Annotated in this window: 20 protein-coding genes; 10 read left to right on the forward strand and 10 right to left on the reverse strand. The window is 59.6% G+C overall.

Annotated elements, in window-relative coordinates; genetic code table 11:
• Positions 1-62: 62 nt before the first annotated feature.
• Complete coding sequence (treR, locus tag AC1RQB_RS09795) at positions 63-767, reverse strand: trehalose operon repressor (RefSeq protein ID WP_008014686.1); 705 nt, start codon at positions 765-767, stop codon at positions 63-65.
• A 237-nt stretch (positions 768-1,004) separates the two neighbouring features.
• Between treR and treP the strand changes: the two genes are divergently transcribed.
• The 5 genes from treP (at position 1,005) to AC1RQB_RS09820 (ending at position 8,420) form a co-directional block, all read left to right on the forward strand.
• On the forward strand, positions 1,005-2,447 hold the full coding sequence (gene treP / locus AC1RQB_RS09800; RefSeq protein ID WP_008070938.1) for a PTS system trehalose-specific EIIBC component: 1,443 nt from the start codon (positions 1,005-1,007) through the stop codon (positions 2,445-2,447).
• Between the two features lie 117 nt (positions 2,448-2,564).
• Positions 2,565-4,214, forward strand: coding sequence for an alpha,alpha-phosphotrehalase (treC, locus tag AC1RQB_RS09805; RefSeq protein WP_063341442.1), 1,650 nt, complete (start codon positions 2,565-2,567; stop codon positions 4,212-4,214).
• A gap of 92 nt (positions 4,215-4,306) precedes the next feature.
• Positions 4,307-5,530, forward strand: a complete 1,224-nt coding sequence (locus AC1RQB_RS09810; RefSeq protein WP_063341441.1) for a maltoporin — start codon at positions 4,307-4,309, stop codon at positions 5,528-5,530.
• A 62-nt stretch (positions 5,531-5,592) separates the two neighbouring features.
• A complete protein-coding gene (gene ptsP / locus AC1RQB_RS09815; protein WP_063341440.1) occupies positions 5,593-8,127 on the forward strand; it encodes a phosphoenolpyruvate--protein phosphotransferase in 2,535 nt (844 codons plus the stop codon).
• A 2-nt stretch (positions 8,128-8,129) separates the two neighbouring features.
• Positions 8,130-8,420 carry a PTS sugar transporter subunit IIB gene (locus AC1RQB_RS09820; RefSeq protein ID WP_063341439.1) on the forward strand — a complete coding sequence of 97 codons (291 nt, stop codon included), beginning with the start codon at positions 8,130-8,132 and terminating at the stop codon, positions 8,418-8,420.
• A gap of 254 nt (positions 8,421-8,674) precedes the next feature.
• Here AC1RQB_RS09820 and AC1RQB_RS09825 read toward each other — a convergent pair whose 3' ends face one another.
• On the reverse strand, positions 8,675-8,998 hold the full coding sequence (locus AC1RQB_RS09825; RefSeq protein ID WP_063341438.1) for a hypothetical protein: 324 nt from the start codon (positions 8,996-8,998) through the stop codon (positions 8,675-8,677).
• A gap of 501 nt (positions 8,999-9,499) precedes the next feature.
• Between AC1RQB_RS09825 and AC1RQB_RS09830 the strand changes: the two genes are divergently transcribed.
• From AC1RQB_RS09830 to tadA, 4 genes are all read left to right on the forward strand, one after another.
• Complete coding sequence (locus AC1RQB_RS09830; RefSeq protein WP_056739092.1) at positions 9,500-9,802, forward strand: transposase; 303 nt, start codon at positions 9,500-9,502, stop codon at positions 9,800-9,802.
• Positions 9,799-10,635: an IS3 family transposase gene (locus AC1RQB_RS09835; protein WP_063341437.1), complete on the forward strand. Its 837-nt coding sequence runs from the start codon at positions 9,799-9,801 to the stop codon at positions 10,633-10,635. Before AC1RQB_RS09830 ends, AC1RQB_RS09835 begins: the two co-directional genes overlap by 4 nt.
• Before the next feature lie 475 nt (positions 10,636-11,110).
• Complete coding sequence (locus AC1RQB_RS09840; protein WP_063341436.1) at positions 11,111-12,487, forward strand: multicopper oxidase family protein; 1,377 nt, start codon at positions 11,111-11,113, stop codon at positions 12,485-12,487.
• A complete protein-coding gene (gene tadA, locus AC1RQB_RS09845; protein WP_063341435.1) occupies positions 12,487-12,984 on the forward strand; it encodes a tRNA adenosine(34) deaminase TadA in 498 nt (165 codons plus the stop codon). The genes AC1RQB_RS09840 and tadA overlap by 1 nt, the downstream gene beginning before the upstream one ends.
• A gap of 129 nt (positions 12,985-13,113) precedes the next feature.
• Here tadA and cmoB read toward each other — a convergent pair whose 3' ends face one another.
• The 8 genes from cmoB to AC1RQB_RS09885 form a co-directional block, all read right to left on the reverse strand.
• On the reverse strand, positions 13,114-14,070 hold the full coding sequence (cmoB, locus tag AC1RQB_RS09850; RefSeq protein ID WP_063341434.1) for a tRNA 5-methoxyuridine(34)/uridine 5-oxyacetic acid(34) synthase CmoB: 957 nt from the start codon (positions 14,068-14,070) through the stop codon (positions 13,114-13,116).
• Positions 14,067-14,846 (reverse strand): carboxy-S-adenosyl-L-methionine synthase CmoA, encoded by a 780-nt coding sequence (cmoA, locus tag AC1RQB_RS09855; protein WP_198537194.1) that lies wholly within the window; start codon positions 14,844-14,846, stop codon positions 14,067-14,069. The genes cmoB and cmoA overlap by 4 nt, the downstream gene beginning before the upstream one ends.
• 114 nt (positions 14,847-14,960) lie before the next feature.
• Positions 14,961-15,605, reverse strand: coding sequence for a lysoplasmalogenase (locus tag AC1RQB_RS09860; RefSeq protein WP_063341432.1), 645 nt, complete (start codon positions 15,603-15,605; stop codon positions 14,961-14,963).
• A 2-nt stretch (positions 15,606-15,607) separates the two neighbouring features.
• Complete coding sequence (locus tag AC1RQB_RS09865; protein WP_008070907.1) at positions 15,608-16,000, reverse strand: protease inhibitor I42 family protein; 393 nt, start codon at positions 15,998-16,000, stop codon at positions 15,608-15,610.
• 201 nt (positions 16,001-16,201) lie between these two features.
• Positions 16,202-18,619 carry an endopeptidase La gene (gene lon / locus AC1RQB_RS09870; protein ID WP_063341431.1) on the reverse strand — a complete coding sequence of 806 codons (2,418 nt, stop codon included), beginning with the start codon at positions 18,617-18,619 and terminating at the stop codon, positions 16,202-16,204.
• A gap of 759 nt (positions 18,620-19,378) precedes the next feature.
• The gene (locus tag AC1RQB_RS09875) at positions 19,379-21,787 is read right to left on the reverse strand and encodes a glucose/quinate/shikimate family membrane-bound PQQ-dependent dehydrogenase (protein ID WP_063341430.1); all 2,409 of its coding nucleotides are present in this window, start codon (positions 21,785-21,787) and stop codon (positions 19,379-19,381) included.
• 212 nt (positions 21,788-21,999) lie between these two features.
• On the reverse strand, positions 22,000-23,382 hold the full coding sequence (locus AC1RQB_RS09880) for a carbohydrate porin (protein WP_063341429.1): 1,383 nt from the start codon (positions 23,380-23,382) through the stop codon (positions 22,000-22,002).
• A 286-nt stretch (positions 23,383-23,668) separates the two neighbouring features.
• Complete coding sequence (locus tag AC1RQB_RS09885) at positions 23,669-24,874, reverse strand: benzoate/H(+) symporter BenE family transporter (RefSeq protein WP_063341428.1); 1,206 nt, start codon at positions 24,872-24,874, stop codon at positions 23,669-23,671.
• A 349-nt stretch (positions 24,875-25,223) separates the two neighbouring features.
• Here AC1RQB_RS09885 and AC1RQB_RS09890 point away from each other — a divergent pair, with 349 nt between their 5' ends.
• Positions 25,224-26,612, forward strand: a complete 1,389-nt coding sequence (locus AC1RQB_RS09890; protein ID WP_063341427.1) for an aminotransferase-like domain-containing protein — start codon at positions 25,224-25,226, stop codon at positions 26,610-26,612.
• Positions 26,613-26,720: the final 108 nt, after the last annotated feature.

Below are 26,720 nucleotides of genomic sequence, written 5' to 3' on the forward strand. Positions count from 1 at the left end.
CGTTCGCTCAAGGCGTGTGCACTACATATGTATGCCCATTTGCGATTCAGTGTCCTGTAGTGTCAGCGCCTGGCCACATCCGAAAAGTAGAACTTATCCAGCGTATGCCGCGACTCGGTGTACTCGAACTGCCTGCCATCCTGCAAAAACGTCTGGTTACTGACCACGATCACATGGCTCTGGCCGTCGAGATCCAGGTGTTGCTGGTCGTCCTTGCTGCGGGGCACCGCTTCGATGGTGCGCTGGGCGTAGGCGATCTGCAGTTGCAGGGTCTGTTCGATGAAGGCGTAGATCGATTGCTCGGCGATGTCGCGGGACAAGCCGGGAATCACGTCGCTGACGAAATGGTTGATGTCGAGGATCACCCGTTTGCCGTCGATCCGCCGTACTCGCTTGATCCGCGTGATCAGGCTGCCTTCTGCAGCCTTGATGTGTTCGAGCAGCGGGCCTTCGAGGGGGATTTGTGTGAACTCGACCACCTCGGTGCTGACGTCGTTCCCCAGTCGCGGGTAGGTTTCCTGGAAACTGACGATGCCGCCCAGTTGAAACTCGATCGGGTTGGTCGACAGCACGAAGGTGCCTTTGCCGTGGACTTTCTGGGCGAAGCCGCGCTCCTGCAATTGTTCGATGGCCTTGCGCACGGTGCCGCGGCTGGCCTGATAGCTGTCCATCAGTTCGGTTTCGGACGGCAATCGGGCGCCGCGTTCCAGACGTTCGGTCGTGATGCTGGCAAGCAGATCGCTGTAGATCTGGTTGTATTTACTCATGGGGATGGCTCTGTGCCGCGCTGTGCTCAAGGTTTTGAACCTTAAGGGCAGGGTAGGGGTTTGTCCATGCGGGTTTAGGTTTCTTTGACTTTTGAGGTAGGAAATATCGCCGCTTGTCGGGTTCAGGATAAACAAAACCAAACTCGTCTGTACGAGTTGTTGCAATAACTCGTACAGACGAGTACTTTTCGCTTCGGCGTGCTGCCAATAACAAAAAACTACAGCGGAAGAATAAGCATGAGCCACGACTATCCGAATATCGTCACTGAGCTGCTGCACAGCCTCGGTGGCAGCGATAACCTCGAGCAGGCCGCGCATTGCGTCACACGCTTGCGCCTGGCCCTCAAGGACCCGAGCCTGGTCGACAGCGCCACGCTGAACCAGATCGATCTGGTCAAAGGTTCGTTCTATACCGGCGGCCTGTTCCAGGTAGTCATCGGCCCCGGCGAAGTGGAAAAGGTCTACGCCGAGCTGCGTCGACAAACCGGTCTTGCCGTTTCAACCATCGCCGACGTTAAACAGAAAAGCGCCGACAAGATCCACCCGATGCAGCGATTGGTGCGGGTGTTTTCCGACGTGTTCATGCCGATCCTTCCGGCTCTGATCATTGCCGGCCTGCTGATGGGCATCAACAACCTGATCGGCGCCAAGGGCATGTTCATCGAGGGCAAGACCCTGCTGGACGCTTATCCCAAGCTTGACGGGCTCTGGAGCCTGATCAACCTGATGGCCAACACCTCGTTCGTGTTCCTCCCGGCACTGGTGGGCTGGTCGGCGGCCAAGCGCTTTGGCGGCAGCGAAATCCTTGGCATCGTGCTTGGCCTGATGCTGGTGCACCCGGATCTGCTCAACGCCTGGAACTACGGCAAAGCGGTGGCTGGGCTTGAGGGGCAGAGCCTGCCGTATTTCGACATCCTCGGTATGTTTCAGATCGAAAAAGTCGGTTATCAGGGGCAAATCCTGCCGATCCTGATGGCGGCCTATGTGATGAGCGTCATCGAAAAATGGCTGCGGGCGCGGGTGCCTAACGCCGTGCAATTGCTGGTGGTGCCGATCACCACCATCGTTGTCACCGGCGTGCTGGCGCTGGCAGTGATTGGCCCGGTGACCCGCCACCTGGGGATTCTCATCACCGAAGGCGTGGTGACCCTGTTCGACCTGGCGCCCATGGTCGGAGGCGCAATTTTCGGCCTGCTCTACGCACCGCTGGTGATCACCGGCATGCACCACATGTTTCTCGCGGTCGATCTGCAATTGATCTCGACCCAGGGGGGCACCTTTATCTGGCCGATGATCGTCATGTCCAACCTCGCCCAAGGCAGCGCGGCACTGGCGGTGTTCTACATGACCCGCAGTGTGCGCGATAAAAGCATGGCCTCGACCTCGGCGATTTCCGCTTACTTCGGCATCACTGAACCGGCGATGTTCGGGGTCAACCTGCGCTACAAATTTCCGTTCTATGCGGCCCTGATCGGCTCGGCCCTGGGCTGCATCTTCCTGTCGCTGAATAAGGTCCAGGCTTCGGCGATCGGCGTCGGCGGGTTGCCCGGTTTCATCTCGATCATTCCGCAGTTCATTCCGATGTTCGTGGTTGGGATGGTGATTGCCATGGTCGTGCCGTTTGTTCTGACCTGCGGGTTGAGCATGAGGATTGTTCGGCCCGGGTATCGGGTTGCCTGACAGATCGCATTCGCGAGCAAGCCCGCTCCCACAGTTGACCGCATTCCAATGTGGGAGCGGGCTTGCTCGCGAAGAGGCCCCCAAGGCCAGTACAAAACTTACTGAAGGAATCCCGCCATGCAAGACTGGCAACGTTCGGTGATCTATCAGATCTACCCGAAGAGTTTTCACAGCCACGCCGGCAACCCCACGGGTGATTTGCTTGGCGTTGTGGCCAAGCTCGATTACCTGCACTGGCTGGGTGTCGATTGCCTGTGGATCACACCGTTCCTGCGTTCGCCCCAGCGCGATAACGGCTACGACATCAGCGATTACTACGCCATCGATCCAAGCTACGGGACCATGGCCGACTGCGAGTTGCTGATCGCCGAGGCCGGCAAGCGCGGGATCAAATTGATGCTCGACATCGTGGTCAATCACACCTCGATCGAACACACCTGGTTCCAGCAGGCTCGCAGCAGCCTCGACAACCCTTACCGCGATTTCTACATCTGGCGCGACCAGCCGAACAACTGGGAATCCAAGTTCGGTGGTTCGGCTTGGGAGTACGAGGCCCAGACCGGTCAGTACTACCTGCACCTGTTCGACCACACGCAGGCCGACCTGAACTGGGACAACCCCCAGGTGCGCGCCGAAGTGTTCAAGATGATGCGTTTCTGGCGCGACAAAGGCGTGGGCGGTTTCCGTCTGGATGTGATCAATCTGATTTCCAAGCCAGCGGATTTCCCCGAGGACAACAGCGACGGTCGGCGCTTCTACACCGACGGCCCGAACGTCCACGAATACCTGCAGCAGATGCACCGTGAAGTGTTCGAAGGCCATGACCTGATCAACGTCGGCGAGATGTCGTCCACCAGCCTGGAACACTGCATTCGCTACTCGCGGCCGGAATCGAAAGAACTGTCGATGACTTTCAATTTCCATCACTTGAAAGTTGATTACCCGAACCTGCAGAAGTGGGTTCGTGCCGATTTCGATTTCCTTGCACTCAAGCGCATCCTCTCCGACTGGCAGACCGGCATGCAGGCTGGCGGCGGCTGGAACGCGTTGTTCTGGTGTAACCACGACCAGCCGCGTGTGGTCTCGCGTTTTGGTCACGACGGCGAACATCGGGTGGTGTCGGCGAAGATGCTCGGCACGGCGCTGCATTTCCTGCAGGGCACGCCGTTTGTGTATCAGGGCGAAGAACTGGGCATGACCAATCCGGGCTTCGATCACATCGATCAGTACCGCGATGTCGAAACCCTGAACATCTTCCGGCTCAAGCGCGAAGCCGGTAGCAGCGACGTCGACAACATGGCGGCGATCATGCAGAAGTCCCGGGACAACGGTCGCACGCCGATGCACTGGAACACCGAGCCGAACGCTGGCTTCAGCGCGGTCGAACCCTGGATCGGCGTGCCGGCCAACGCAGCGCAAATCAACGTCGCCCACCAACTCGACGACCCGGATTCGGTGCTGCATCACTATCGACAGTTGATTGCGCTGCGCCGCAGTGAAACGTTGATGTCCGACGGCGTGTACCGGCAGTTATTGCCTGAGCACACACAAATCTGGGCGTACGTGCGTGAAGGCCAGGGCGAGCGTTTGCTGGTGCTGAACAACTTCTACGGCACGCCGTGCGAAGTCGAACTGCCGCCAGAAGTGATCAACGAATCGATGGTGCAATCTCTGGTCATCAGCAACTACCCAGACTGCCCGCCGCGCAATCGGCAGGTGTTTCTACGGCCCTATGAGTCGTTCGTTCTGCGCCTGACTGACCACTAAAAAAAAAATTCAAAAAACACGCAGAACGCTGCGCGGGGGAGTTTTGCGCGCCGATTTTGCTGCATCACACAATAAAAATAATGAGGTGGTTCTTGAAAACAACAATAAATCGCAGTCTTGCAGTCGCGAGCGTGTGCCTGGCGTTACCGTTGTCGGTCCATGCGCTGGACTTCGCCGGCTATGTGCGTAGCGGTGTCGGCACGTCGGTCAACAGCAGTTCGCAGTCATGTTTTCAATTGCCGGGTGCGCAGTCGAAATACCGCCTCGGCAACGAATGCGAACAGTATGCGGAGCTGGAGTTGCGTCAGGATCTGTTCACACTGGACGACGGCTCGGTGCTCAGTGTCGACGGCATGGCCTCGCTGTATAACCAGTACGACCGCAGCCTGACGTTCAACGGCGACAACGGCTCGGTGCGCATGCCGCAGTTGTATGCGCAATGGTCGAACATGCCCAGCCTCAACGGCGGTTCACTGTGGGCCGGTCGGCGTTACTACAAACGGAACGATATCCACATTTCCGACTTCTACTACTGGAACCAGAGCGCCACCGGCGGCGGTATCGAAGATGTGCTGATCGGTGATCTGAAGTACAGCTACGCCTTCTCGCGCAAGGACAACCTGTACCAGAAGGACTACATCAACCGTCACGATTTCAACGTCGCCGGCTTCAACACCAACCCTGGCGGTGAGCTGGAGTTCGGCCTGAGCTACATCGACAAACCCGACAGCCGCGACGCTCACCACGGTTGGGCGATTACCACCCAGCATGTGCAGAAGGGCTTTCTGGGTGGCAAGAATAAACTGGCCTTTCAGTACGGCGAAGGGCCCGGCACCGGGTTGGGTTATACCGGTAACGTGAAGCTGGACGACAGCAGCAAAAGCTATCGCGTAGTGGAGTTCTTCGACTGGCAAGTGACGCCGCGTTTCGGCGGGCAGGTCGAAGCGGTCTACCAGAAAGACATTCGCCCGGACGGCGCCGACCAGAACTGGATTTCCCTCGGGATTCGCCCGGCGTATGCGATCACCGAGCTGTTCAAACTGGTGACCGAACTGGGCCACGATCAGGTTGAAGCCACGGGCGGGACGCGCAAGCTGAGCAAGTTCACCTTCGCCCCGACCTGGTCGCCCAAGGGCCCGGATTTCTGGGCGCGCCCCGAGGTGCGTCTGTATTACACCTATGCCAGCTGGAACGAGGCGGCCAAACGGGCGGCCAATGAACTGGCAGCGGGCTCGGCGTTGTCCGACACCGGCGCCTTCGGCACGGCGCGACACGGTTCGAACGTCGGATTGCAGGTCGAGTATTGGTGGAAATAAGCGATGCTGTCGGAGCCTCGCGCTCCATCAGCACTTCAAAGAACAAAACAGCAGGTGACGTTATGGCCACACCCCAACAATTGCAACTGCTGGCACCCTTGTCCGGCGTGCTGATGCCGCTGGATCAGGTGCCCGATCAGGTGTTTTCCAGTCGAGTGATCGGCGACGGTCTGTGTATCGATCCGACTTCGCAAACCTTGTGCGCACCGCTGACCGGCGTGATCAGCAATGTGCAGGTCAGTGGGCATGCCGTCAGCATCACCGACGACAATGGCGTGCAGGTGCTGATGCACATCGGCCTCGATACCGTGAACCTGGCTGGAAAGGGTTTCACCCGATTGGTGGAGGAAGGTCAGCGGGTAATAGTGGGGCAGGCACTGATCGAGTTCGATGCCGATTACATTGCCTTGCACGCACGCAGTTTGTTGACCTTGATGCTGGTGGTCAGCGGTGAGCCGTTCACCTGGCTGGCGCCCGAAACGGGTGTGGTGGAAAGTGGCCAGCCGCTGCTGAGTCTGAATCCATCCGAAGGGGCGGCCGATGAGGGGATTGCGCAGGAGGGCGAAGCGCTGTTTTCCAAACCGGTAACGCTGCCCAACACCAACGGTTTGCATGCTCGCCCCGCAGCAGTGTTTGCCCAGGCAGCGAAAGGCTTTGCGGCGAGCATTTGCCTGCATAAACAGCAGGACAGCGCGAACGCCAAATCCCTGGTGGCGATCATGGCTTTGCAGACCGCCCATGGTGACGTCCTGCAGGTCAGCGCGGCGGGCGCGGATGCCGAAGTGGCAATCAAGACGCTGGCCGAGTTGCTGGCCGCCGGTTGTGGAGAAGCCGTAACGTTGATGGCAGAGGTTGAGACAGTTGCCGCGCAGGTCTCATCGCTAACGGTGCTGCGCGGCGTCTGTGCATCGCCGGGGGCGGCGTTTGGCCAGGTGGTGCAGATTGCCGAGCAGACCCTCGAGGTGAGCGAGTCAGGCGTCAGCCCTCAGGTTGAGCGTGAGCACCTGTCCCGAGCGCTGGCTAAGGCGGTTCTGGCCTTGCAGCAGTTGCGAGACAAGGCCACGGGTGACGCCCAGGCAGACATCTTCAAGGCTCATCAGGAACTGCTCGAAGACCCTGGCCTGCTGGATCAGGCACTGGCCCTGATCGATGCAGGCAAAAGCGCCGGTTTCGCCTGGCGTGCGGCCACCGAGTCGACGGCCACCTTGTTCAAAAAACTGGGCAATGCCTTGCTGGCCGAACGGGCCGCGGATTTGGCTGACGTCGGTCAACGGGTACTCAAGCTGATTCTCGGCGTAGAGGATCGTGCAATGGAGTTGCCGGACGGGGCGATTCTAATTGCCGAGCAACTGACGCCCTCCCAAACGGCCGGCCTGGATACGCGCAAAGTACTCGGGTTCGCGACGGTCGGTGGTGGTGCGACCAGCCACGTGGCGATTCTGGCGCGGGCCTCCGGTTTACCAGCGATCTGTGGCTTACCGGTTCAGGTGCTGACACTGATCAATGGCACCCGGGTGTTGCTCGATGCCGACAAGGGCGAGCTGCAGCTGGATCCCGAGCTGGCTGCTATTGAGCAGTTGCAAGCCAATCGTCAGTTGCAAAAGCAACGCCAGCAATACGAGCTGGCCAACGCAGGGCTGGCGGCCCGTACACGCGATGGGCATCACGTTGAGATCACCGCCAATATCGCGTCCCTGGCCGAAGCCGAACAGGCCATGGCGCTGGGCGGCGACGGCGTCGGTCTGTTGCGTTCGGAGTTTCTTTATCTGGATCGCAACCACGCGCCAAGCCATGACGAGCAGGCATCCACCTACGGCGCCATCGCCCGCGCTCTGGGGCCGGCGCGCAACCTGGTGGTGCGCACCCTGGATGTCGGCGGTGACAAACCCTTGGCCTATGTGCCGATGGACCGCGAAACCAACCCGTTCCTGGGCATGCGCGGCATTCGTTTGTGCCTGGAGCGTCCGCAATTGTTGCGCGATCAGTTCAAGGCGATCCTGAGCAGCGCCGGGCTGGCTCGCCTGCACATCATGCTGCCGATGGTCACGCAATTGTCGGAACTGCGGCTGGCTCGTCAGCTGCTTGAAGAAGAGGCGCTGGCACTGGGCCTGACTGAACTGCCGAAGCTGGGGATCATGATCGAAGTACCGGCTGCGGCGCTGATGGCTGACCTGTTTGCGCCCGAAGTGGATTTCTTCTCCATCGGCACCAACGACCTGACCCAGTACACCCTGGCCATGGACCGCGATCACCCACGGCTGGCCAGTCAGGCCGACAGTTTTCATCCTTCGGTATTGCGCTTGATCGCCACCACCGTGAAAGCCGCCCATGCCCATGGCAAATGGGTCGGAGTATGCGGTGCCCTGGCTTCGGAAAAACTGGCGGTACCGCTGTTGCTGGGGCTTGGCGTGGATGAGTTGTCGGTGAGCGTGCCGTTGATTCCGGCGATCAAAGCGGCGGTTCGCGAAGTGGATCTGCTGGACTGCCAAGCCATCGCCCAGCAAGTGCTGGGGCTGGAAAGTGCCGAGCAAGTGCGCGAGGCATTGCGGCGGCACCACGAGGCGACGGTCGATACTTCACTGGTTCTGGAGAACTGAGCATGTTCGAGAAAATGCAGCGGGCGTTCTGGAAAGCGTTGACCCCGGACCTGGTGGTGGACGAGCCGAAAATGGAGGCTCAGCCGATTGGCGGTTTGGCCGCGAATATCGTCGCCGGGCTTGGCGGAATGGATAACCTCAAGTCGCAACAACCGGTGGCGCTGACCCGGGTGCGGGTGGAGTTGCGGGATGTGGCGCGGATGGATCGGCAGGCTTTGGCGGCGGCGGGTGTGCCGGGGGTGATGATGCTGGAGGATGGGGTTGTTCATCTGATCACGGGTCTTCAAGCGTAACCGACCGTGGCGAGGGGCTGCCTGTGGCGAGGGAGCTTGCTCCCGCTGGGTCGCAACGCGGCCCTTCTCCCGACGCAGCCCCCGTAGGAGCTGCCGAAGGCTGCGATTGATCGTTCCCACGCTCCGCGTAGGAATGCCTCAAGGGACGCTCCGCGTTCCAGCCACACCGCCGCTGTCGAGCCAGACACTGATGTGACGCAGAGCGTCACCGGCTGCATTCCCACGCAGAGCGTGGGAACGATCATTCAGCAACGTTAGTCCGAAGACCGAGCCCGCAACCGCCGCCCAATCACATCCAGCACATCACAGCCATCGCGCAACGGAATGGCGCAGAGCAAAGCAAAGTCACTGAGAATGAAGGATTCGCACTCGACTGAACCGCGCATCGACATGTTCTCAAGCACTTGGGTTACGGCACGAATTCGGTAGCTGGCAGCTTCGGTCAAGATATCGATCGGAGCGTGGGTATCGACGAACAGGGTCGGCATGTCGGTGCAGTTGCCGGTGAGCGCCATGAAGCGGTTGTCGGGGTGGGGAATTGGGTTTTCGTAGGGTGGATCGGGGTGAAGACTTTTCATTTTTAAACCTCTGGTAGAAGTGGAGCTACCATCGGCCTTCCTACAGGCTTGGGTGGCAGCTATACGCGGGGTAGGAATATCGAGACCAGAGAACTCGACCACACCGAAGCGTGCCCGCGCACAGCCGCCGCAACTGATCTTACGGACACATGTTGATGGCCGCAATTCAGGTGTCGACGCCAAAGCGTCCTCTCTAGTCTTGAAGGGTTCCTACACCCTGCCACTGAATTTTCAGTGACCACCAGAGACTATCGATTGAAAACATTCCACACCAGTTCATGGAAACCGCCGCAGGTTGAAGGAAACTTCCGATGACCTTGCCCAGAAATTTCGTAACCTGTAAGACCGCCTTCGCGGGCAAGCCTCGCTCCTACGGAATCGAGGCAGACCGCTAAATATGGGAACGACTTCAATCCTGTAGGAGCGAGGCTGAACTGGCCTAATGATTTTGGACACCTCAATCGGGCGCTATGATGGCGCCCAAATCTGAGGTGTTTGGATATGCGTAAATCTTATTCCAGTGAGTTCAAGCTCAAGGCTGCCAGCATGGTGCTGGACGAAGGCCAATCAGTTCCCGATGTCTGTGCCAGTCTGGATATTGGCCCTACTGCCTTGCGCCGTTGGGTCGACCAGGTTCGCAAAGAGCGCTTGGGTTCGACCCCGGAAGGGGCCAAGGCGATTACCGCCGATCAGCGAGAGATCCAGCAGCTCAAAGCGTTGCTTAGGCAAAAAGACCTGGACATTGAAATCCTAAAAAAGGCCAGTGCTCTCCTGCTTTTGGACTCCAAAGATCATTCTCGTTGATCAATGAGCTGGACGAGCAGTACGGCGTTAACAATTGCTGTCGGGCGTTTGGAGTCAACCGCAGCAGCTTTTACGCCTGGCGTCAGCGCCAAGGCAAGGTGAAACCTGAGCGGGAGAAACTTAAAGCCATGCTGGTCGAGCATCACAAGGAATCCAGAGCATCCGCGGGGTCTCGCACCCTTTCCAAGGAGCTGCAAGCCAAGGGGCATCGTGTCGGGCGACATATGGCTCGCAGCTTGATGCGCGAAGCCGGTGTCGCCAGTCGTCAGCGCCGGCGGCACAAGTACAAATCTTCCGGCGTGGAAGCGTTGGTGGCGCCGCACGTGCTCAAGCGCAAGTTTGATGTCACGGCGATCAACCAGGTGTGGTGTGGCGATGTGACGTACATCAAGGTCGGCAAGCGCTGGATGTATTTCGCGGCAGTACTGGATCTGTTTGCTCGCCGGATCGTGGGCTGGTCGTTTTCAATGATTTCCGATGCCACGCTGACCTGCGAAGCGTTGCGAATGGCGGTGCAATTGCGAGGTCGCCCAAAAGAGGTGCTGTTTCATTCCGATCAAGGCTGCCAATACACCAGCCACAAGTTCAGGAATGAAATGCGCAAGCATGGACTCCTGCAAAGCATGAGTCGCAAAGGTGAGTGCTGGGACAACGCCCCGATGGAGCGTTTCTTTGGGAGCCTGAAATCAGAGTGGGTGCCAGAAGATGGCTACAGCTCGGAGCATGAAGCCCGCGTGGATGTGCAGCGTTATGTGATGCGTTACAACAACGTCAGGCTGCATAGCTACAACGATTACCGATCGCCGGTAGCTATGGAAAAACTGGCGGCGTGAAACCTTAACTGGTGTCCAGAATTACTTGACCAGTTCAGGCTTGCCCGCGATTGAGCGCGAAGCGGTCATAAAATCTATCTGCCTCAGAGATAACAGGCCTTACCTGGCGCGGAAAATCAGGCGCGGGGACTTTGCGGGGGATCAATCAGGAAAGAAGTCGGGAAAGGTGGAATTGGATGTAGGGCGATTCGCTGATTGGCGGCGACTAAGTCACGTTCAGCGAAGCGGCCCTAAATTCTGTAACCGCATTGCATCAGACACATCGCACGAGCCCCAAAAGATCGCAGCCTTCGACAGCTCCTACAGGGTGTACGCCGATCCAATGTAGGAGCTGCCGAAGGCTGCGATCTTTTAAAGGGTTCACCACCGGCTGTGACCATCCGCCGCGCTGCCCTTACTGTTTCTCAACCGCAGGTGTATCGTATTCGCCTTTTGCAGGCCCCGCGCCTGGCTGATACGTGAGGTAGTTGAGTTCATGTCCTTTACCCGTCGACAAATACTCGGTGGTCTGGCCGGTCTTGTGGTGGTTGGCGTGGGGGCCGGTGGCGCGTCGCGTTACTGGCTGGGCAAAATGGCCGACGCTGACGCCGGCCACGACTATGAGCTGATCGCCGCACCGCTGGACGTCGAGCTGGTGGCCGGGCACAAGACCCCGGCCTGGGCGTTCGGCCCGTCGGCGCCGGGCACTGAATTGCGCGTGCGTCAGGGTGAATGGCTGCGGGTGCGCTTCATCAATCACCTGCCGGTGGCGACCACCATTCACTGGCACGGCATCCGTCTGCCGCTGGAGATGGACGGCGTGCCGTATGTCTCGCAATTGCCGGTGCTGCCGGGCGAGTACTTCGACTATAAATTCCGCGTGCCCGACGCCGGCAGCTATTGGTATCACCCGCACGTGAACAGCAGCGAAGAGCTCGGTCGTGGATTGGTCGGCCCGCTGATTATCGAAGAGCGCGAGCCCACCGGTTTCAAGTACGAAAAAACCTTGAGCCTCAAGAGTTGGCACGTCGATGAAGAGGGCGCTTTCGTCGCGTTCAGCATTCCTCGCGAAGCGGCCCGTGGCGGCACGGCGGGGGGCTTGTCGACCATCAACGGCGTCTCACAAGCGGTGATCGACTTGCCCGCCGGGCAGATCACTCGCGTACGGTTGCTCAACCTCGACAACACGCTGACGTACCGCCTCAACATCCCCGGCGTCGAAGCGCAGATCTATGCGTTGGACGGCAATCCAATTGAACCGCGCCCACTGGGCAAGGAATACTGGCTGGGGCCTGGCATGCGTATTTGCCTGGCGATCAAGGCACCACCGGCCGGTGAAGAATTGTCCCTGCGCAACGGCCCGGTACGCCTGGGCACCTTTCGCTCAGTGGCCAATACCGACGCGCCAACCGCGTGGCCGCCAGCGCTGCCCGCCAACCCGGTGGCCGAGCCGGATCTGGCCAATGCCGAGAAACTCAACTTCAATTTTGAATGGGTAGGCTCGGTGTCGGTCAATGTCGAAAACGGCAAGCCGCCAAGCCTGTGGCAGATCAACGGCAAGGCTTGGGACATCACCGACAAGACCTGCGCCGATCGGCCGATTGCCAAGCTCGAGAAGGGCAAAAGCTATATTTTCGAATTGAAGAACATGACTCAGTATCAACATCCGATCCACCTGCATGGCATGAGCTTCAAGGTCATTGCCTCGAACCGGCACAAGGTCATCCCGTACTTCACCGACACGTACCTGTTGGGCAAGAACGAGCGTGCGCAAGTGGCGTTGGTGGCGGATAACCCCGGGGTCTGGATGTTCCACTGCCATGTGGTCGACCACATGGAAACCGGCCTGATGGCCGCCATCGAGGTGGCGTGATGCGTCAGATACGCCCCGCAGCGATTATCGACCGCAGCCGTGATCGTGATTTCATGCGCGAAGCCCTGGCCCTGGCCGCCGAAGGTGCGGCGCTGGGTGAAGTGCCGGTGGGCGCGGTGCTGGTGCAGGACGGTGAAATCATCGGGCGCGGTTTCAATTGCCCGATCAGCGGCAACGACCCCAGCGCCCACGCCGAGATGGTCGCGATTCGCGCCGCAGCCCAGGCCGCCAGCAACTATCGCCTGCCGGGCAGCACGCTCTACGTGACCCTGGAGCCGTGCAGCATGTGCGCTGGGCTGATCGTGCATTCGCGGATTGCGCGGGTGGTGTATGGCGCGCTGGAACCCAAGGCCGGGATTGTGCAGAGCCAGGGTCAGTTCTTTACCCAAGGCTTTTTGAATCACCGGGTGTTGTACGAGGGCGGGGTGTTGGCGGAGGAGTGTGGCGCGGTGTTGAGCGAGTTCTTCAAGGCCCGTAGAGCCAAGTCAGCAGACTAAACACTGACCCCTGTGGGAGCGGGCTTGCCCGCGATGGCGTCGGCACATCAAACATTGATATCGACTGAACCACCGTTATCGCGGGCAAGCCCGCTCCCACAGGTTTATCTGGTGTCTGGGCGATTGAGGTTACTTGCGGGCGACGATGACGGCGCGCATCGGCGCCGGCAGCCCTTCGATGGTTTTGCTGTGATCCTGCGGATCAAGGAAATCGCTCAACGACTGATACTTCATCCACTCCGTCCCGCGTTGTTCCTCGACCGTGGTCACGCTCACATCCACGCAACGCACATCGCTGAACCCGGCGCGGCGCAGCCACAGTTCCAGCGCCGGCACCGATGGCAGGAACCACACGTTACGCATCTGCGCGTAACGGTCTTCCGGCACCAGCACCTGCTGCTGATCGCCTTCGATCACCAGCGTCTCCAGCACCAGTTCACCGCCCTTGACCAGGCAATCCTTCAGCGCCAGCAAATGCTCGATCGGCGAGCGGCGGTGGTAGAACACGCCCATGGAAAACACGGTGTCGAAGCCTTCCAGGCTGGGAGGAAGATCCTCAAAGGGAAACGGCAAGTGCCAGGCATTGGGCTCGGACAGGTAACGCTGCACGGCCTGGAACTGGCAGAAGAACAGCCAGTTGGGGTCTACGCCGATCACGCTGTCGGCCCCGGCGCCGAGCATGCGCCACATGTAGTAGCCGTTGCCACAGCCGACATCGAGGATGCGTTTGCCTTTCAGGTCCAAGTGCGGAGCTACCCGGGACCACTTCCAGTCCGAACGCCATTCAGTGTCGACATGCACGCCGAACAGGTCGAACGGACCTTTGCGCCATGGCGATAAACCCATCAGCGCAGTGCGCATTTGCGCACGGGTTTGGTCGTCGCAATCAGTGTCCAGTTTCAAGCCATTCAACAAGTCGACTTCGCTTGGTTGAATCTTCGGCAATGCGTCCAGCGCGCTCTGCCAGCGTTCCAGGTCGCCGTGACCTTTTTCCATTTTCTTGTCGAGTTGTGCTTGCAGGGTGTTGGCCCATTCGGCCAGCGGAGTACCGGCCAGGCGGCGGGCGAGGGGGGACAGATCAATCATGGCAAGGCAATCAACGAGGCAAAGTTAAGACACTGGAACCACGGCACGACTTTCGAGAACCCGGCGGCCAGCAGGCGTTCGCGGTGTTCTTCGAGGCTGTCGGGCTTCATGACGTTTTCGATGGCACTGCGCTTCTGGGCAATTTCCAGTTCGCTGTAGCCGTTGGCGCGTTTGAAGGCCACGTGCAGGTCGGTGAGCAGCGCATGTTCTTCGGGGTCGTTGAAGCGCAGCTTCTCCGAGAGGATCAGCGCGCCACCGGGCACCAACGATTGGCGGATGCGCGAGAGCAACGCGGTGCGCTGGTCCGGGGCAATGAATTGCAGGGTGAAGTTCAGCGCCACTACCGAGGCTGGCTGGAAATCCAGGGCAAGGATATCGCCCTCGATCACTTCCACCGGCAGCAACTCCTGGAACATCGAGTCCTGGCCGTTGAGGTACTCACGGCAACGCTCGACCATGGCTGCGGAGTTATCCACAGCGATGACGCGGCAGCCGTCGGTGCGCACGTGACGGCGCAAGGCCTGAGTCACCGCACCGAGGGACGAGCCCAGGTCGTAGAGCACGCTGTTGGGCTGGGCGAACTGCGCGGCGAGCACGCCGAGGTTTTCCACGATGGTCGGATAACCCGGCACCGAGCGCTTGATCATGTCCGGGAACACCCGCACCACGTCCTCGTTAAAGGCGAAGTCAGGCACCTGGGTCAAAGGCTGGGCGAAAAGGCGATCGGATTCTTTGCTCACGGCGGTTCCAGCGGCATGGGTGGAAAAGGCTGGCATTTTAGCCAAATTGACGGGGGGATGCTTGGGTTGTCTGATAAAGCGCAAATCAAAAGATCGCAGCCTTCGGCAGCGCCCACAGGCGCGTAGGAGCTGCCGAAGGCTGCGATCTTTTTAAATGGTTGAACGCGGTTTCTGGGTGAACGCCGACGCCGCAATCCCCCATTGCCCCAGCCAGTAGCTGAGGATGATCACATAAGGTGCTGCGTTGAACGGTGATACAAACCGGTTAATGCCGATCACGCTGTCAGAAAACACAAACGCCACCGCGCCCGCCGCCGCCAGCAGCGCCGAGCGTTTGGGCACGTCGGTGCCGAGTCGGGCCAGGGCGCGCCAGAGCATCGCGCTGATGGCCAGGCCATAAACGATTACCGGGACCAGTAACGGACCCAAGCCATTGGAAATCAGAATCCCCAGCAGCACAGCGCCCACGCTCAGCGCGATGATCAACGGCAACAGCGCCAGACGCCGGCAATCGCTCAAATAAGCCTTCAGATACGCCAAATGCGCGACCAGAAACGCCCCAAGGCCAAACACGAACAAATCCCCCGGCCATGCCAGCAACACGTCGCCGATCAGGGAGAAAATCAGCCCCAGGCTGATCCAGCGTCGATAGTCGCTGGGCGGCGCATCGTGCAACCAGCCGAGCAGGGCCAGCACCGGTAAAGGTTTGACCAGCAGGCACAGCAGCGCCGCATGGGTGCTCACCCCATAGAGAAACGTCACCGCGCCCATCAGCGCCAGAATCAGCCAGCCCACGATCAGTTAACCGCGATGGCGCAGTCGAAGGTTTTCACCGCCGGTACTTCGGGCGCCCACGGCTGTGAATACGTCAGCCGCAAGCGGCCAGTGCCGGTGGCAAAGGCCTGAAAGCGCCAGGTGGAAATGCCCGCGCTGCCGACGACCCCGGCATCTTCCGGGTTGCTGTAAACCTCGGGGCTGAGCGCACGCAACACGCCACCGGCCGAATCCTGGATCGCCCAGCGGTAACCCGTGGTCGGGTTGCTGGGCAGGGTCAGGATCAGGTTTTGCCCGTTGTTCAGTTGCACCGGGCATTCGCTTTGTTTTTCCACGGTCACGTTGTGTTTCGGTTGAGTAGCGCAAGCGCTCAGCAGGGCGAGGGCGAGGGGGATAAACAGGCGGGTGGGGGACATTAGTCAGCGGCTCCGGCATTCACGACGAACGGCGAGCATAACTGAAGATGAGACAAAGTGTGACAGCGTTGCGGGAGATGATCGTTCCCACGCTCTGCGTGGGAATGCATCCTGTGACGCTCTGCGTCACGCTGGTGAAGGGACGCGGAGCGTCCCGGGCGGCATTCCCACGCAGAGCGTGGGAACGATCAGTTACGGGGGTTAGAACAGAATCTTCGCCACATCCGCAAAGCGCTTGGCAAAATGCACGGTAATCCCTTCCTTCAGATAATCCGGCAGTTCTTCAAAGCTTCCACGATTAGGCTCGGGCAGAATCAACTCGAAAATCTTCTGCCGCCGCGCTGCAATCACCTTCTCACGCACCCCGCCAATCGGCAGGACATGCCCGGTCAGGGTCAGTTCGCCGGTCATGGCCACGCCTTTTTTCGGTGGCTGGTTGCGGGCCAGGGACAGCAGGGCGCTGGCCATGGTCACGCCGGCGCTCGGGCCGTCTTTCGGCGTGGCGCCTTCCGGTACGTGGAGGTGAACGAAGGCTTCGTCGAAGAACGTCGGATCACCGCCAAATTGCTTCAGATGGGAGCTGACGTAGCTGTAGGCAATTTCTGCCGACTCTTTCATCACTTCCCCCAGTTGCCCGGTGAGTTTGAAGCCACGGTTGAGGGTATGAATGCGCGTCGCTTCGATCGGCAGGGTCGCGCCGCCCATGCTGGTCCAGGCCAGCCCGGTGATCACGCCGATGCCGGACAGCACTTGTTCGTTGCGGAACACCGGTCGACCGAGTGAGGCTTCCAGGTCTTTCGGCCCGAGCTTGATCACTGCTTTCGGTTCGTCGAGCAACTTCATCACGGCCTTGCGCACCAGTTTGCCGAGGTTCTTTTCCAGCTGCCGCACCCCGGCTTCACGGGCGTAGCCGTCGATCAAGGCTTTCAATGCGTTGTCGCTGATGCTCAGGCTACCCTTGGACACGCCGGCTTTCTCAAGCTGTTTCGGCCACAGGTGACGCTTGGCGATCGCGACTTTTTCTTCGGTGATGTAACCCGACAGACGAATCACTTCCATCCGGTCCAGCAACGGGCCGGGAATCGAATCCAGAGTGTTGGCGGTGCAGACGAACAGCACTTTCGACAGGTCCAGGCGCAAATCCAGGTAATGGTCGAGGAATTCGACGTTCTGTTCCGGGTCGAGGGTTTCCAGCAGCGCCGAGGCGGGGTCGCCCTGGTAGCTCTGGCCCATTTTGTCGATCTCGTCGAGCATGATCACCGGGTTCATCACTTCGACGTCTTTCAACGCGTGGACCAGTTTGCCCGGTTGCGCGCCGATGTAGGTGCGGCGGTGGCCCTTGATCTCGGCTTCGTCGCGCATGCCGCCGACGCTGAAGCGATAGAACGGCCGGCCGAGGGATTCGGCGATGGATTTGCCGACGCTGGTCTTGCCCACGCCCGGCGGGCCCACCAGCAACACGATGGAGCCGCTGATCTCGCCTTTATAGGCACCGACCGCGAGAAATTCGAGGATGCGGTCTTTGATGTCATCAAGGCCGGCGTGGTGTTTGTCCAGCACCTTGCGCGCGTGTTTGAGGTCGAGTTTGTCCTCGCCGTACACGCCCCACGGCACTGAGGTCGCCCAGTCGAGGTAGTTGCGGGTCACCGCGTATTCCGGTGAGCCGGTCTCGAGGATCGACAGCTTGTTCATTTCCTCTTCGATGCGTTTCTGCGCTTGAGGCGGCAACACCTTGCCCGTCAGACGTTGCTCGAACTGCTCGATGTCGGCACTGCGATCATCCTTGGTCAGGCCCAGCTCTTGCTGGATGACCTTGAGTTGTTCCTTGAGGAAGAACTCGCGCTGATGCTCGCCGATCTTGCGGTTCACTTCGGCGGAGATTTCTTTCTGCAGGCGCGCGACTTCGACTTCCTTGCGCAGCATCGGCAGGACTTTTTCCATGCGCTTGAGCATCGGCACGCAGTCGAGCACTTCTTGCAGCTCGCTGCCAGTGGCCGAGGTCAGGGCGGCGGCGAAGTCGGTCAGCGGTGACGGGTCGTTGGGGCTGAAGCGGTTGAGGTAGTTTTTCAGCTCTTCGCTGTACAGCGGGTTGAGCGGCAGCAGTTCCTTGATCGCGTTGATCAGTGCCATGCCGTAGGCCTTGACCTCATCGGTCGGCTCGGTGGGCTGATGCGGGTATTCGACTTCCACCAGGTACGGCGGGCGATGGTGTTTGAGCCAGGTTTTGATGCGTACGCGGCTCAGACCCTGGGCGACGAATTGCAGTTTGCCGTTTTCGCGACTGGCGTGGTGGACTTTGACCAGGGTGCCGTATTCCGGCAGGGCTTTGGTGTCGAAGTGGCGCGGGTCTTCCTGGGGAGTGTCCATGAAGAACAGGGCCAGGGAGTGGTGGTCGGATTGGCTCACCAGTTCGAGGGTTTCGGCCCACGGCTCTTCGTTGACGATCACCGGCAGTACTTGCGCCGGGAAGAAGGGCCGGTTGTGGATGGGGATGATGTAGACCTTGTCCGGCAGGTTCTGGCCAGGCAGGGCGAGGCCTTTGCCGGTGGAGTGGTGTTCGGCGTTGTCTGTTTCGGTGTATTCGCTCGTGTCTTCAGGGAATTCTTGCTGGTCGGTCATGGGGCACCTGCGCAATAGGGTATGGGTCTTAGATGGGGCAGGTGGGGGGTGGTTTCAATGGGCCTGGATATTTCAGCTTGTGTGTTCAGGGTTTTGACAGGTGCTTGGACTTGGCGGCCTTTGGGCCGACCATGCTTTGGTTGGGTTGTGTACATATCCGTTGCTGCGGTAACGGCGGCTTAGGGTTTCGCCCTTACGGCGACTCCCTTTGGCAAACGCCCCAAAGGAAGCAAAGGTCTTCGCCCCAAGCGTCCGGCCCCTCGCTGAGGCTCGGCGTTCCTTCGCTCCGGTATCCATCTGGGGGCATCGCCCTACGGTCTGCTTCGCTACGACCTACATGCGATGGGTTCGACTGCGTCGAACGGCGCTGCGCGCCAATCCCCAGATGAACACCTCCACTCAGCCTCCCGAAGGGGCGGGTGGATCAAGATCAAAAGCCAGATCAAGAGCTGCAGGCGAGCTAACGCTCGGCCTGTTGAGTGGTGAGGGGCGGGTGTACGCGGCTCCATTGTGGGAGCGGGCTTGCTCGCGAAGGCGGCCTGACAGCCGACCAATCTCTCGCAGATGCACACGGTTCAATTGTGGGAGCGAGCCTGCTCGCGATGGCGGCGTGTCAGGCGACATTAATGTTGAATATCAGGCCGTCTTCGCGGGCAAGCCTCGCTCCTACAGGGGATTTTGGATATCGCGGGGATTACAGCGCCCACAAAAAAAGGCGACCCTCACAGGCGTCGCCTTTCCTTTAACCGCCGCTACCGCTTATTCCGACAGTTTGTACGCAATCACATAGTCACCCTGTTTGGTGCCCAGCGATCCGTGACCGCCCGCAACAACGAGCACGTATTGCTTGCCGTCTTTGCCGGTGTAGGTCATCGGTGTGGTTTGCGCGCCTGCTGGCAGGCGGCCTTCCCACAGTTGCTTGCCGTTTTTCACGTCGTAGGCGCGCAGGTACTGGTCGAGGGTGCCGCTCAGGAAGGCCACGCCACTGGCGGTGGTGAAGGCCCCGCCCAGGCTCGGTACGCCCATGCTCAGAGGGATTGGAACCGGCGAGCTGTCGCGCACGGTGCCGTTCTTGTGCATCCAGATGGTTTTGTTGGTGGTCAAATCGACCGCCGCCACGTAACCCCAGGCCGGTGCCTGGCACGGCAGGCCCATTGGCGACAGCAGGGCTTCGAGGATCACGCCGTAAGGCGCGCCTTTGTTGGGCTGCACGCCTTCGGTTTCGCTGACGCGAGGGCCTTGTTTGGCGATTTCGGCGGCCGGGATCAGTTTCGATTTGAACGCCATGTAGCTCGGGTTCACGAAAGCGATCTGACGAACCGGGTCAACCGACATACCGCCCCAGTCGAACACACCGAAGTTACCGGGATAAACGATCGAGCCTTGCAGCGACGGCGGGGTGAACATGCCGTCGTAACGCAGGGATTTGAAGTCGATCCGGCACAGCATCTGATCGAACGGGGTCACGCCCCACATGTCGCGTTCCTTGAGGGTCGGCGGCACGAAGTTCAGGTCGGACATCGGTTGGGTCGGCGAAGTGTAGTCGCCTTCCACTGCGCCTTGCGGCACCGGAATTTCCTTGATCGGTACGATCGGCTGACCATTGCTGCGGTCCAGCACGTAGATGCTGCCTTGCTTGGTGGACGCGAGCACTGCCGGTTTCACACCGTCTGCGGTTTTCAGGTCCATCAGGGTTGGCTGGCCACCGACGTCCATGTCCCACAGGTCATGGTGGGTGAACTGGAAGTGCCAGCGCACCTTGCCGGTGGCGATGTCCAGCGCGGTCAGGCCGGCGGCGTGCAGTTCCGATTGAGGGGTGCGTGCGCCACCGAACTGATCCGGGGTCTGGTTGCCCATCGGCAGGTAGATCATGCCGAGTTTTTCGTCGACGCTGAATATGGACCACATGTTCGGCGAGTTGCGGGTGTAGACCTTGCCTTCGGCAATCGGCGTGGTGTCGTCCGGATTGCCGCTGTCCCAGTTCCACACCAGTTTGCCGGTGTGCACGTCGAACGCGCGGATCACGCCGCTTGGCTCGTCGATGGAAACGTTGTCGGTCACGTGGCCGCCAATCACCACCAGGTCTTTGGTGACCGCCGGTGGAGAGGTGGAGTAATAACCGCCGGCGGTGAATTCACCGATGTTGGTCGTCAGGTCAACCTGGCCACCGTTGCCGAAGTCTTCGCACATTTTGCCGGTGTCGGCGTTCAGGGCGATCAGGCGGGTGTCGGCGGTCGGCAGGAAGATCCGGCGCGGGCAGACGCTGGCAACTGGCGCGTTGGCAGTGCCGGTAGGGCTCTGCTCGGACGCGTAGGCGGCGTCATCGTGATAGGTCACGCCACGGCAGGTCATGTGCGCCCAACCCTTGAAGTTCGCCGCGTTTTGCGTGGAGAGCTTCGGATCGAAACGCCAGAGTTCCTTGCCGGTGTCCGGGTCCAGCGCGATCACCTGGCTGTGCGGCGTGCAGACATAGAGCATGCCGTTGGCTTTGAGCGGGGTGTTTTCAGCGGTGGTTTCGCCCGGGTCGTTCGGGCCAGGCAGGTCGCCGGTGCGGTAGGTCCAGGCGGGAACCAGTTTGTTGACGTTCTGCGGCGTGATCTGCGCCAGTGGCGAGTAGCGATCGCCATGGGCGCTGCGGCCGTAGGAGTTCCAGTCGCCATCGGGCATGGCCGGGGCGGTGTTGCTCATGCCAGGCACGGCGTCACGATCCAGTTCGCCTTTGATTTCACCGGGGTTGGTGAACAGGCTGGCCAGTGCGGCGATACCGGCGATGACCACGGCAGCGCTCAGCACGCCGGTGCCGACCGGGTTGAACTCGCCGGTACGCAACGGGCGACGGAACCATGGCAGCAGCATGACGATACCGAGGGCAAAGAGCAGCGCCAGACGTGGCACCAGTTGCCACCAGTCCAGGCCGACTTCCCACAGTGCCCAGACCGTACTGGCGAACAGCACCACCGCGTACAGGCTCAGCGCCGCATAACGGTCGGCAAGCAGCAGCCCCCCGGTCAGCATCAGGCCGATACCGGCCAGCAGGTAATACAGCGAGCCGCCGAGCATGCTCAGCTTGATCCCCCCGGCCAGCAAGGCCAGGCCCATTAGTAGAAGCACGATACCGAGCAGGCTCGGCAGCAGACGGCTTCGACTGAAAGCACCATCAGCGCTCATAGTGTGGTTCTCCGTGACGTTTTAAGTAAGCCCGCGCAAGTTCACTGTAGATGACGATCTGGCGCGGGCAGGGTTCATAGAAAAACTGTTGGGTTGATACGGTCCTTGTGGGAGCGGGCTTGCTCGCGAAGAGGCCATCACATTCAACATCCTGGTTGCCTGATAGACCGCTTTCGCGAGCAAGCCCGCTCCCACAGGTTTTGTGCCGTTAGTTAGAACGATGACTGGATCTTGATCCCGCCAATCAGCGCGTCATCGACCTTGTCCACGCCACCGGGGTGGCGGATGTATTGCAGGTTCGGGCGCACGGTCAGCCAGTTCGTGACGTGCACGCCGTAATAGAGTTCGGCGCTGTATTCGGTGTCCTGCGGTGGCAGGAACGACGGATCGTCGTAGTCGAAGACGGCGCGGGCCTGATTGGTGGCCTCGGCGTTCTTGCGATAGGCCGGGTTGACGTGGACACGGGCCAGGGCAAAACCGATGTCGTCCCTGGCGCGGGCATCGAACAAGCCTTTGTAGACGACGCCGGCCTGGACGTAGTTATCGATGGCGTTGGTTTTCTTGTCGTGCATCGTGCCGTTGGCAAACACGCTCAGGCCCCGAGAGTGGTCACTGGCGCGGCTGGTCAGCTGCTGCTGAATACCGAGCCAAACACCATGCTTGCTCGATGCGCTGCGGTAAGCCTCGCCACTCAGGGCTGCCGGCTGGCCATGGCTGTCCTTGTAGACGTCGGTGGCCTTGGCGTTGCTGTAGTAGTAACCGGCGCGGTATTCACCTGGCAGGCCATTGAATTTCGGAGTCCAGACCAGTTCCACCGGCAGGATCGCGCCCTGAGTGCCGCTGCCGCTGAGTTTGAAGCCGTTGTCGCGATCCAGATTGGACGGGTTTTGCTCGTAAGCCCCGACCTGCGCGTACAACTGCGGCGTCAGGTGATATTTGACCCGCATCGCCCACTGGCTGACCGGCCAGTTGTACCAGATGTCGCCCACCCAGTTGCCGACCTGGGAACCGCAGAACGCCAGGTTCTGGAAGTCGCAGGGGAAGCTGTTGAAGTCTTCGCCCTCGCCGAAGCGGCCGACTTTGATATCGAGCTTCTGATCGAAGAATTTCTGCTGATACCACATCTGCGTCAGGCGCCAGGTCTGGCCGCGACCCCAGACTTCCTGAGCCGAAGTGAAACCGCCGACCCGCGGATCGTTGATCCGGTCGTTGCTGATGTTGTTGCCGTTGCGCTCGGTGATGGTCAGCTGAAATTCAGCGTCGTCCCAGCCCAAAATTTTCTGCAAGTCCAGATGAGTGCCAAAACCGAACTGGTCGCTGTAGCGAGCGGTGCGGTCATGGTCATAGCCACCGTGTAGGTTGCTGCCCATTTCACCGGTGTAATCGACCTTGAAGTCGTAGCCCTTTTCCGAAAGTTCGGTACGCGTGCCGTTCCAGTCACCGAGCATCCACGGTGAATCGCTATCGAAGGCCGGCGCAGCCTGGATGCAGGTGGCGAGGCCCAACGCGGTGAATCCGCCCATCAGGTTGAGGGCTTTTCGATTGGCCACAGGGGATAAGACAGCGCTGTCTCGCGGAGTTTGAAAATCAGGCATAGAGAAGAAATTCTTGGTCTTTTTCTAAAGGGGGTGAACTGAACGCAGCGGGAATGCAGCAGGGGGAGAAGCGTTTCAGCTGGACGGGCGTAAGGATAATGTTCTGTAACACATTGAGAAAGGGCTTTTACTGACATGGATCCTTTCGGATTCCGTAACAGTCGGCTGCGACCGGTCGCCGGAGTGCCAGGTGGTGCCAAAAAAAAGGCGGACTCAAGCGTCCGCCCCCTTATGTTTCACTGCCGTTAATTCAACAGATAGACCGGGAAACACTCACACAAATGCATCACCCGTCGACGCCCTCGGCGACGGTGCTGGCTTTGCTTTCCCGGGTGTAGGTCAGTACGAAATGTGCCACGAGCCCGAAGATCAGCCCCCAGAATGCAGCGGCCAGCCCCAGGAAACTCATGCCCGAGGCGGTGACCAGGAAGGTGATCAGCGCCGCTTCACGTTGTTTCTCGTCAGCCATGGCACCGGTCAGCCCGGCGCTGATTGCCCCGAACAGGGCCAGGCCTGCGAGCGAGGCGATCAGCTCTTTGGGCAAGGCAGAAAACACCGAAGCCAGGGTCGCGCCGAAGGTGCCCATCAGAATGTAGAACACCCCGCAGGCGATCCCGGCGATGTAACGCTTGTCGCGATCTTCATGGGCTTCGCGGCCGGTGCAGATAGCGGCGGTGATGGCCGCAAGGTTAAAGCCATGGGAGCCGAATGGCGCCATCAAGATAGAACCGATGGCCGTGACCGAAATGATCGAACGCGCGGGGGTGTTGTAGCCCGAGGTGCGCAACACCGCCATGCCCGGCACGTACTGCCCGGTCAGGGTGACGAGGGCCAGCGGCAGGCCGATATTGATGATCGCGTGCCAGCTCCACTGCGGGGCGATAAAGATCGGGTGGGCGACATCGATGGTGATCGAACCTGTGTTGAGTTCACCGAACGAGGCGGCCACGGCGCAGCCGACAATCAATACCGACAGGATGGCGTAGCGCGGTGAAAAGCGTTTGAAGATCAGGTACGCCGCGATCATTGACAGCACCAGGCTCGGCTGCAGCTTGATCGAGGTGAAGAGTTCGGCGCCGAAACGAAACAGGATGCCGGCGAGCATGGCGGCGGCGATGGCTTTTGGCAGGCGACTCATCAGTTTGTCGAACGCACCGGACAGGCCGACCACCGCGATAATTACCGAAGCCACCACATAGGCGCCGATGGCCTCGGGCAGGGAGACCGTGGGCAGCATCGACACCAGCAACGCCGCGCCTGGTGTCGACCAGGCCGTAATCACCGGAACCCGCAAACGCCAGCTCAATAACAGACCGGTAATGCCGCTGCCGATGGAAATCGCCCAGATCCAGGACGACACTTGATCATTGGGCAGGTGCGCCTCCCGGGCCGCCTGAAACACGATGATCAGCGGGCCGGCATAGGAAATGATCACGGCGATGAAGCCTGCAATGACCGCTGACAGGGATAGATCCTTTCTGAGTGTGTCCATGATGTCTCGACTTGGCGTGGCGGGCACGCGGTGATTCAGAATTGAGGTTGAGTCGATTGCGTCGATTCGAGATGAGTGTATTTGAATGAATTGAGTTGATTCAATAGGTGAGAAGGTTGTTACGAGATGTTTTTTTGCTATCAAGATGTATTTGTCAGATTTTTTCCAGATAAGTATTTGATTTTTAAATAATTATTGTTGTTTAAAAATATTTTTCATGAAAGATGATTTTCGATTCAATCGCCGAATCAATCGACTCAATTTATTGATTGAGTCCATTTATTAGTTGCCTAACCACCATGTGATATGCTCGGATATTCATCATTTCTACGATGGGTAGTGATCATTCATGTGGGTTCCTCAGCTAAGCGAGTTCAGCCAGCCGATGTATTTGTCGATTGCCGACGCGTTGGCGCGCGATATCAGCAACGGCGTGCTGAACGAAGGTGATCGTCTGCCGACTCTGCGGGAGCTGGCCACCACGCTGAATGTCACGCCCGGTACCATCAGCCGTGCCTATAGCGAAGCCCATCGGCGGCGTCTGGTGCAGGGGGAAGTGGGGCGTGGCACTTATGTACTCAACCAGAAGCAGTTGGAATTGCCGGCCAGCAATAGTGCCGTCTCGCTGAATCTTGGACAGTCTGAATTACTGGATCTTTCGATCATCAAGCCTTACAGCGAAACCCTGGAGTACTGGTTGCGCGGCGCATTGGTGGACATGGCCAAAAGCACGGATTTTGCCCATGCCCTCGATTACGCACCCGATGGAGGTCATCCGGCTCATCGCGAGGCGGGCGCGCAATGGCTGCGCCATTCGTTGCCCGATGCACAATGGCAGCAAGTGGTGATCACCGCCGGCGCACAGCATGGTTTGATGGTCGCGATGAGTGCGCTGACCAACGCCGGTGATCTGGTGCTCTGCGAGGCGCTGTGCTACCCCGGCATCATTTCCCTTGCCCATGGGCTGGAACGACGTCTGCGTGGCGTGCCAATGGACGATGAAGGGATCATTCCCGAAGCGTTACGCGAACTGTGCCAGCGTGAGAAACCGGCGATGCTGGTCTGCGTGGCGACCTGTCAGAACCCGACGGCCGCAATCATGTCGCAAAAACGTCGGGCGCAAATCGCGGCGTTGGCCGAGGAGTTCGACTTCATCATTCTGGACGATGACATCTACGGTTTTCTGGCCACAGACCCGTCGATCAAACCACTGTCGGCGTTTGCCCCGGATCGTTCGGTGTACCTGACCAGTCTGTCCAAGTCGGTCATGCCGGCCTTGCGGATTGGCTATCTCTATAGCCCGCCGAAACTGCTGTCGCGCCTGACCTCCATGGTACGCAGCAGCGTCTGGATGCCGTCGCCATTGACCGCTCAGTTGGCCAGTAATGTGATCACGCAGGGGTTGGATAAAAAGCTGATCCGTATTCAGCGCAACGAAGCCGCCGGGCGGCAGGCGATTGCTCAAGAAATCTTCGCCAATTTCGAGCTCAAGACCCAGCCGTATTCCTACCACGTCTGGTTGACGTTGCCCGAACCCTGGACCAGTGACGAATTCACCATGCTGGCCCGTGCCAACGGTGTGCTGGTCCTCAGTGGCACCCAGTTCCAGGCCGAACGTAGCGGCATTACCCGCTGCGTTCGATTGGTGTTGATGTCGCCCACCAGCCAGGACGAATTGAGGTTTGCCCTGACCAAGCTGGCCAGTCTGATCGATTCGGACCCGCGTCGTTATTACTGAGCCCTGGCAGTATCTCCTGACGTTTGCCCCTCAGATGATGGCCAACTCGCCTACAGTTAATTCAGCATCTGACGAATGCCTCTGTCCGGAGCCCTTCCACCGGGCGAA

It is taken from the genome of Pseudomonas sp. GW822-FHT02E03 (assembly GCF_058802325.1).

Coding starts and splice junctions, on each gene's coding strand:
- cmoB (WP_063341434.1), bottom strand. CDS start 14,070: ATGATTGATCTGTCCCCCCTCGCCCGCCGCCTGGCCGGTACTCCGCTG.
- AC1RQB_RS09840 (WP_063341436.1), top strand. CDS start 11,111: ATGTCCTTTACCCGTCGACAAATACTCGGTGGTCTGGCCGGTCTTGTG.
- AC1RQB_RS09825 (WP_063341438.1), bottom strand. CDS start 8,998: ATGAAAAGTCTTCACCCCGATCCACCCTACGAAAACCCAATTCCCCAC.
- treR (WP_008014686.1), bottom strand. CDS start 767: ATGAGTAAATACAACCAGATCTACAGCGATCTGCTTGCCAGCATCACG.
- AC1RQB_RS09820 (WP_063341439.1), top strand. CDS start 8,130: ATGTTCGAGAAAATGCAGCGGGCGTTCTGGAAAGCGTTGACCCCGGAC.
- AC1RQB_RS09830 (WP_056739092.1), top strand. CDS start 9,500: ATGCGTAAATCTTATTCCAGTGAGTTCAAGCTCAAGGCTGCCAGCATG.
- AC1RQB_RS09880 (WP_063341429.1), bottom strand. CDS start 23,382: ATGCCTGATTTTCAAACTCCGCGAGACAGCGCTGTCTTATCCCCTGTG.
- AC1RQB_RS09865 (WP_008070907.1), bottom strand. CDS start 16,000: ATGTCCCCCACCCGCCTGTTTATCCCCCTCGCCCTCGCCCTGCTGAGC.
- treP (WP_008070938.1), top strand. CDS start 1,005: ATGAGCCACGACTATCCGAATATCGTCACTGAGCTGCTGCACAGCCTC.
- treC (WP_063341442.1), top strand. CDS start 2,565: ATGCAAGACTGGCAACGTTCGGTGATCTATCAGATCTACCCGAAGAGT.
- cmoA (WP_198537194.1), bottom strand. CDS start 14,846: ATGCCAGCCTTTTCCACCCATGCCGCTGGAACCGCCGTGAGCAAAGAA.
- AC1RQB_RS09885 (WP_063341428.1), bottom strand. CDS start 24,874: ATGGACACACTCAGAAAGGATCTATCCCTGTCAGCGGTCATTGCAGGC.
- lon (WP_063341431.1), bottom strand. CDS start 18,619: ATGACCGACCAGCAAGAATTCCCTGAAGACACGAGCGAATACACCGAA.
- AC1RQB_RS09890 (WP_063341427.1), top strand. CDS start 25,224: ATGTGGGTTCCTCAGCTAAGCGAGTTCAGCCAGCCGATGTATTTGTCG.
- ptsP (WP_063341440.1), top strand. CDS start 5,593: ATGGCCACACCCCAACAATTGCAACTGCTGGCACCCTTGTCCGGCGTG.
- AC1RQB_RS09875 (WP_063341430.1), bottom strand. CDS start 21,787: ATGAGCGCTGATGGTGCTTTCAGTCGAAGCCGTCTGCTGCCGAGCCTG.
- tadA (WP_063341435.1), top strand. CDS start 12,487: ATGCGTCAGATACGCCCCGCAGCGATTATCGACCGCAGCCGTGATCGT.